The organism is Clostridium beijerinckii HUN142, from assembly GCF_000621745.1.
GTDB lineage: Bacteria > Bacillota > Clostridia > Clostridiales > Clostridiaceae > Clostridium > Clostridium beijerinckii_A.
On sequence record NZ_JHXK01000054.1, the window covers coordinates 1 to 7,225 of the forward strand.

General features: G+C 29.2%; 7 protein-coding genes. 6 read left to right on the forward strand and 1 reads right to left on the reverse strand.

All coding sequences use genetic code 11. The annotated features are described in order from the left end of the window. The 6 genes from T483_RS29415 to T483_RS29425 all read left to right on the forward strand — a co-directional run. A partial coding sequence (locus T483_RS29415) for a transposase (RefSeq protein WP_035790364.1) occupies positions 1 to 349 on the forward strand: 349 nt, incomplete at its 5' end. 970 nt (positions 350 to 1,319) lie between these two features. Continuing rightward, positions 1,320 to 1,466, forward strand: a complete 147-nt coding sequence (locus T483_RS31165; RefSeq protein WP_155268514.1) for a hypothetical protein — start codon at positions 1,320 to 1,322, stop codon at positions 1,464 to 1,466. A gap of 221 nt (positions 1,467 to 1,687) precedes the next feature. Beyond that, entirely contained in the window at positions 1,688 to 1,876 is a 189-nt protein-coding gene (locus T483_RS0118075) for a leucocin A/sakacin P family class II bacteriocin (protein ID WP_026888094.1), read from the forward strand. Positions 1,877 to 1,964: 88 nt separating this feature from the next. Continuing rightward, entirely contained in the window at positions 1,965 to 2,297 is a 333-nt protein-coding gene (locus T483_RS0118080; RefSeq protein ID WP_026888095.1) for a bacteriocin immunity protein, read from the forward strand. Positions 2,298 to 2,323: 26 nt separating this feature from the next. Beyond that, positions 2,324 to 2,842: a PedC/BrcD family bacteriocin maturation disulfide isomerase gene (locus T483_RS29420; protein WP_051560445.1), complete on the forward strand. Its 519-nt coding sequence runs from the start codon at positions 2,324 to 2,326 to the stop codon at positions 2,840 to 2,842. Positions 2,843 to 3,230: 388 nt separating this feature from the next. Further along, positions 3,231 to 5,459, forward strand: a complete 2,229-nt coding sequence (locus tag T483_RS29425; RefSeq protein WP_035790365.1) for a peptidase domain-containing ABC transporter — start codon at positions 3,231 to 3,233, stop codon at positions 5,457 to 5,459. Between the two features lie 728 nt (positions 5,460 to 6,187). Here the strand turns inward: T483_RS29425 and T483_RS0118095 are convergent. After that, the coding region (locus T483_RS0118095) for an IS256 family transposase (RefSeq protein ID WP_026888096.1) at positions 6,188 to 7,225 on the reverse strand (1,038 nt) is incomplete at its 5' end.

A 7,225-nucleotide genomic window follows, 5' to 3' on the forward strand; every position in this document is an offset into this window, starting at 1 on the left:
AGCATATGATTCAGTAGAATGGTTTGAAATTGCTTCTAGCTTAGAATTTAATTTGTTAACTGATATAAATATGCGTAAGGCTAAAAGTATTGAGTCATTTACTGATAAACGATATGAAAATGCTTTGTTTATTCAATCTCCTATAGGATCCAAATTATATAAAAACAGATTGAAAATAGAGCAATTATTCTCTGTATTAAAGGGATTATATAACTTAGAAAACCCAAGACTTTATGGGCAAGCCCGATACGAACGTCATATAAAATGGGTCTTATTAGCGTACTTAATAGATGAATTTAACAAAAAGCAGCAAGGAATAAAAACTAGAAAATATCCTTGGAATCTATAATTTCTAAGAATATTTTCTTATAAGAACCATTTGTAAAAATTAGTTATTCAACAACCTATATACATATATAATGTGATAATATTGAATAAATATAAAATTAAGGTTGGCAGCTTTATTCTACCTCCAACCCTATCAAATTACCATATTATTTTTTGAAGTTTACACAAAAATCTTCACAGACTCTTTAGTATTTTAACTCCTGTTGTTTTGAGGTTAATCTATTTCCATTCCTTGGAGTTCTTTTCGCATTATTTCTTCTATACTTCTCTTGTGTATCTAAAATGGTTTTAAGTTTACTTTGCTCATGCTCTATTATATTTAACCTCTCGATTAATGTTTCGTTCTTATGCCAGTAATCTTATTTATATCTCATACCTTTAGTCACTTTTTTACGCTCTCCGCTTTTTATTATTTGATCATAAGATATAAACTTATCTATTGTTTTGGTATACATCTAAGTATTGCATTAACTTCATTCTCTTTTTACGGTTCTTCGAAACTATTATTTAAGTATATTACCTCTTTAGCCAATTCCTTTTCATCTCTTATATAAATACCCTTCCAGTATGCAAAACAATGTAAAATTATATTTATATATTCAAGACCTTAAACCATTGTAAGCTTGTCTTGAATTGATTATCCCTATTAGTTTAAGACATGCAACCTGTCACAACCCGCCACCATACTTGGAGCCAACCACGCATAGGCCAACGGGATAAGTTATTGCCTGTCTAGCTCTATACATAGAGGAAAGAACAATTTATTAATAAAGTTTCATTATGAGTGCAAACTAGATTATTCCATTAATAAGAGAAGAGAAAAAAGTCTAGTACAAGACCGAGCACCGTTATGTGAAAGTTAATTTCTAATGCATACACAAATTTAGTGAAGGGTCTAGGAGGAATTAAACAGGCATTAGCTTATAATAATCTTGTAATACTCGGCATAGAGGTATTTGAAAGTTTTAAAGGTGAGCATATTAAAAAAAACTGGTATTATGACTATGCCTGAAGAGCTTGAAGAAATGCTTGTAGGTCATTCAGTTCTTGTAGTTGGGCATATTGATGGTCATAATCCTACTAGAATTACTAAAGGCTGTTTAATATTTGTATCATAAGTAGTACATTTTTGTGATTTAAAAGAAATATTTAAAATAGAATGAATTAATTTGGAAATTATTTGAGTTTTATACCTAAATTTGTACATTTTATACCTAAATTTGTACGTTTTAAGTAGAGCTTATTTACTTAATTTGATAATTATACTAATATATTGTTGGATGTAGCTTACTAGTTACTAAATCTAAAATTTAAATTTGACGTGAAGGAGATGTCTATAATGGAAAAATTTACAGAACTTACAGACAAAGAAATGGAAATGGTATCTGGAGGAACATATTACGGTAATGGCGTTAGCTGTGACGACAAGAAATGTACTGTAGATTGGGGCAAAGCTTGGTCTTGTGGAGCTGATAGATGGGGTGGAGAAGTTGCTAGTGGCGGTAAAGCACCTGTTGGTAATTGCTAATCAATTGCTCTAATATTTTATATTAATGTGGGGATTGAAGTGAAAACTTCTATCCCTTATTTATTATAAGGGGGGAAGGGAAAAGAAAATGAAAGATAAAAAAGATGAACAAACAGCAATTATATTATTTGATACTTTTAAAAAGTTGATTTTAGAAAAGAGTTCACAAGATAATAGATATTCCCAAGTTGTAGAACTTTTAAATTATGCAATTGAACGAGTTACCAATAGAAGTCAAACACCACAGCTTGAGGCACGAGCAGTATTTCAAAACATTTGCACAATATGTTTTGTTGACAAAATAAAATTAAATGAAGAAGAAGCTGATATTCTCAAAAAAATAGATAATTTCTCACATTCAAAGGGAATTTGGGGAGAAATGAATACTTTGAATATTTCAAATATGTGGCCTAGTAAGTAATTTTAATTAAAAGGACGTGAAAAAATATGAAAAAAAGCATAGTTTCAGTGGCTATTTTAACACTTATGTGTAGTTTTCTTGTAGGTATTGGAGGTAATGCGGTTCCTGTTTACGCAGCTACCAGTGTAACATCAAGCAAAACAACATCGACTGTAACAGAATTAAAGTACGAAAAGAACATTAAGGGTGTACACAAAATATCACTAAGACAGTATTTGGATAAAGTGCATAATGGTGAGAAGTTTATTGTATTTATAGGTTTTAAAGAGTGCTCACACTGTAGAAATTTTTCTCCTATTATGAAGAAATTCTTAAAAAATGTTGATCAGCGAATATATTATTTGGATTATGGCCCTACTGGGACATTCAAGAACGCATCAAAAGAAGAAATAAATGATTTTTATGATACTTTCACCACCCCATATCAATTTGGTGGTACACCAACAGTTGCACTTTTTTCAAAAGGTAAAGTTATTTCAATGACGGTTGGTGATAACACTACTCTAGATGATTTGAATCACTTAGTTAGCAATAGTGAGAAATAATTATTTATTCTAACTATCACAAATTGAGCCGTTGTATCTACAACGGCTTTTTGTCTATAAATTATAAAGTTAAATATAATTTTTTATATCTATTGCAATAAGTATTAATTTAGATGATTGCAGAATTAAATTTTATAAAAATGTGGATAACTTTAGAAAAATAAAGAGTTTTAAACGAATTTATAAGGGTTTACAGTGTGGAATAATAATCTAAAGTATAATTCCACAAAGTTTATCCACAAATCCACAGAAATTAAATAAAGCGAATATGCTTAATTTTGAAGTGAGTGGAGGAAAATTAAAAGTATAATTTTTGTAACATCAGAAAAATCAACGCTTGTAGATTCTGCAAGCGACTAATAAGTATTAATTTTAATGGAGGCTTGGAATGATAAACATATTTAAAAGATATGTATGCATAATGCAGCATGATATTAAAGACTGTGGATGTGCTTGTTTAGCTACAATTTCAAAGCAATATGGACTTAAAATTCCAATAACAAAAATTAGAGAAACAGCTGGTACAGATAAACAAGGTACAAGTGTATTTGGAATAATTAAGGCTGCAGAACAAATTGGTTTTACAGCTAAAGGCGTGAAAGTAAACAATCCCAATGACATATTTAGCGAATTTTTACTACCAGCTATAGCTCATGTTATTATGGAGGGAAAATTACTACACTATGTAGTTATACATAAAATAAGTCAAAATGAACTTTTAATTGCAGATCCAGGAATTGGAATAATTAAATATAAGCCAGAAGAGTTTTTTAAGATATGGTCGGGAATCTTAATTCTTATGACGCCTACAGCTCAGTTTAAAAAAGGAAATGAGACAAAAGGATTATTCAAAAGATTTTTTGGACTTTTGAGACCTCAAAAAAGATTACTTATAAATATATTCTTTGTTTCAATACTATTGACAGCCTTAGGAATACTACCATCCTTCTATTTTCAAACATTAATGGACACGATAATACCAGGCAGTTTAAGTAAAACTCTTATAGAAATATCTTTAGGAGTTATTTGTGTGAATATATTTAAAGTATTATTAGATGCTTTTAGAACACAATTACTTATTTATTTAGGACAGAACATAAATACAAAACTTATGATTGGATATTATGATCATGTAGTTAAGCTTCCAATGAAATTCTTTGCTACTAGAGAAACAGGAGAGATTATATCAAGATTTAATGATGCTTCTAAAATAAGGGATGCTATATCGGGAGTAGCATTAACTATGATGATTGATACTCTTATGGTTATTTTTGGTGGAGTAATTCTTTTCAGTGAAAATCACTTGCTTTTTGGAATAACAATTATCCCGGTATTTTTATATCTAATCATTATCGTGGCTTTTAATGGAGTTATTGAAAGAGTTAATAGAAGAACTATGGAAGATAATGCAAAGCTTACCTCTTATTTAGTTGAGTCTTTAAATGGTATTGAAACAGTTAAGGCTTTTAATGGTGAAAAAAAAATTAACTTTGAAATGGAAAAAAGATTTATTAAGTTTGTTAGAAGTATATTTAAAAATGGTTTTGTAAGTAATATGCAAGGTTCAATAAAAACTGCTGTACAAGCTATTTTTGGTACAGTAATTTTATGGATTGGAGCTTATGAAGTAATTCAAGGAAATATGACTATTGGAAAACTTTTGACATTTAATGTACTGCTTACATATTTTCTTGATTCTATTCAACGTATAATAAATCTTCAGCCAACACTTCAAACAGCAATTGTTGCAGCTGATAGACTTGGAGAAATATTAGACTTAGAGCTTGAAAAAAGTGTTGATGAAGAAAAAAAGGTATCACCTAAACAGTTAAATGGAAAAATTGAATTTAATAATGTAGATTTTAGATATGGCACAAGACAGCTTGTTTTAAAGAACATATGCATAAGTATAGAACCAGGTGAAAAAATAGCTCTAGTTGGTGAAAGTGGATCTGGAAAAACTACAATTTCTAAGCTCTTACTTAACTTTTATCAGTGTGAAAAAGGTGAAGTTTTAATTAATGGATATGATATTAAAGATATAAATTTAGAAATATTAAGAGACAGAATTTCATATATTTCTCAAGACATGTTTTTCTTTAGTGGATCAATAAAGGAAAATTTAAGCTTTGGAGCAGAAAAAGCTACATTTGAGGAAATTGTAGACGCTTGTAAAAAGGCTCAAATTCATGAATACATAAATTCATTGCCAGCGAGATACGATACATTTTTAGAAGAAAATGCATCAAATTTTTCTGGTGGACAAAAGCAAAGGCTTGCTATAGCCAGAGCTATATTAAAAAAGCCCGATGTTTTAATAATGGATGAGGCAACAAGTAATTTGGATTCTATAACTGAAAGAGCTATTGATAAGACAATAAATGAATTTAGTAATGGAATTAGCATAATAATAATTGCACATAGATTAAGTACAATAATGAGATGTGATAAAATTTACGTTATGGATAAAGGAGAAATTATTGAAGTCGGAAATCACGATGAGCTTATAAAGCAAGGCGGAAGGTATTACAATTTATGGAGGGAACAAGTGCCTGAATTAGCATTCCCATCTAATCTCCTAGTAGAAAATAATATAGTTGAGTATTATCAATATTAATAACATAACTATGTGTCAGGTCTGTACAAAATGGACTTGCCATCAGAAAGATCATGGGATATTCGCTTGGAGCATTAGTTTCTTTGTATTCAAGTTATAAAAATAATAATTATAGTAAAATTGCAAGTATATGTTCATCTCAATAGTATAAAAAATGGATTAAATTTATAGAAGAAGATATAATAAATGATAATTTTAAGCTTATAGTAATTGCAGGTAGAAAAGAAGGTTATAAGAAAACTACCATTCATAAAGACACTCCAAAGTTTTTAGAGAAATCTTATAAAATATTTAAGAGATGAATAGGTGAAAAAATATAGAAATGATTTGGGATGAGTATGACCATGATGAAAATATATTGAATAAATATAAAATTGCATTAGAGTTTTTATTAAGCAAAATTTAAAAGACATTGTGGTTTTGTATAATAATGAGAACAGTAAATAGATTTGTGTAAAATAAACTTACTTACTGCTTTTTATAATTAATTGAAATTTTATTACCATAACATGGTATTTTTCAATGATTTTATAGTTAGATAACAAATTAATTACTAAATTATTTTAGGCGATTTTAGAGTCTGTCAAGACTTTTGTGTAAACTTCAAAAAGTAATATGTTTATTTTATAAGGTTGGAGGTAGAATAAAACTTCCAACCTTAATTTCATATTTATTCAATATTATTACATTATATATGTATAGATTGAGTGATTTAAGTTCCTGTATTTTTAAAACAAAACTTCGTCTAAACGACCTTCGAAGAAGATTGATAATTGAGCTAAAATTTGAGCCCAACCCTTAATTCCTTGCGTCCATTTCTTTGTTATATCAATAGTTGCAAGATAAAGTATCTTTAGTAATGACTCATCGTTAGGGAAAATTGATTTACTTTTAGTAACTTTCCTAAGTTGGCGGTTATAACTCTCCATTGCATTTGTTGTATATATTATTTTTCTTATTTCAGGTGGGTGTTTGAAAAATGTTGAGAGTTCATCCCAATTATTTCTCCAACTTTTTATTGCTATTAGATATTTGTCTCCCCATTTTTCTTCTAGATTATCTAATTCTGCTAACGCGACGTCTTCTGTTGGAGCTTTATATACTGATTTCAAATCAGCATTAAAGGCTTTTAAATCCTTATAAGATAAATATTTACTAGAATTTCTTATTTGATGAATAATACATCTTTGTATTTCAGTATTAGGAAATACTGCTTTAATAGCTTCTTTAAAACCGTTGAGACCATCAACACATGCTATTAGAATATCATTTATACCACGGTTTTTAAGTTCATTTAAAACTAATAACCAGTATTTTGATGATTCAGAAGCACCAACCCAAATACCTAATACATCTTTCTTACCTTCAAGGTTAACTCCAATAACAGCATACGCTGCTTTCGACACAATAGCATTATCTTTTCTTACTTTAAAATGGATTGCATCCATAAATATTATTGGATAAATTGATTCTGATGGTCTGCTTTGCCACTCTTTAAGCATTGGAATAACTTTATCTGTTATATTAGAAATAAGGGTTGGTGATGCATCCATTCCATAAATATCATTAATTTGAGTTGCTATATCTCTTGTAGTCATTCCTTTTGCATACATTCCAATTACAGCACTTTCTAGGTGTGATACATCAGTTTGATGTTTCTTCACTATCGCCGGCTCAAATGAGCCTTCGCGGTCTCTTGGAACATCTAAATCAAATAGTCCTAAATTTGATTTCATAGTCTTTGTACTTTTTCCATTTCTACTATT

Coding starts and splice junctions, on each gene's coding strand:
- T483_RS0118075 (WP_026888094.1), top strand. CDS start 1,688: ATGGAAAAATTTACAGAACTTACAGACAAAGAAATGGAAATGGTATCT.
- T483_RS0118080 (WP_026888095.1), top strand. CDS start 1,965: ATGAAAGATAAAAAAGATGAACAAACAGCAATTATATTATTTGATACT.
- T483_RS29420 (WP_051560445.1), top strand. CDS start 2,324: ATGAAAAAAAGCATAGTTTCAGTGGCTATTTTAACACTTATGTGTAGT.
- T483_RS29425 (WP_035790365.1), top strand. CDS start 3,231: ATGATAAACATATTTAAAAGATATGTATGCATAATGCAGCATGATATT.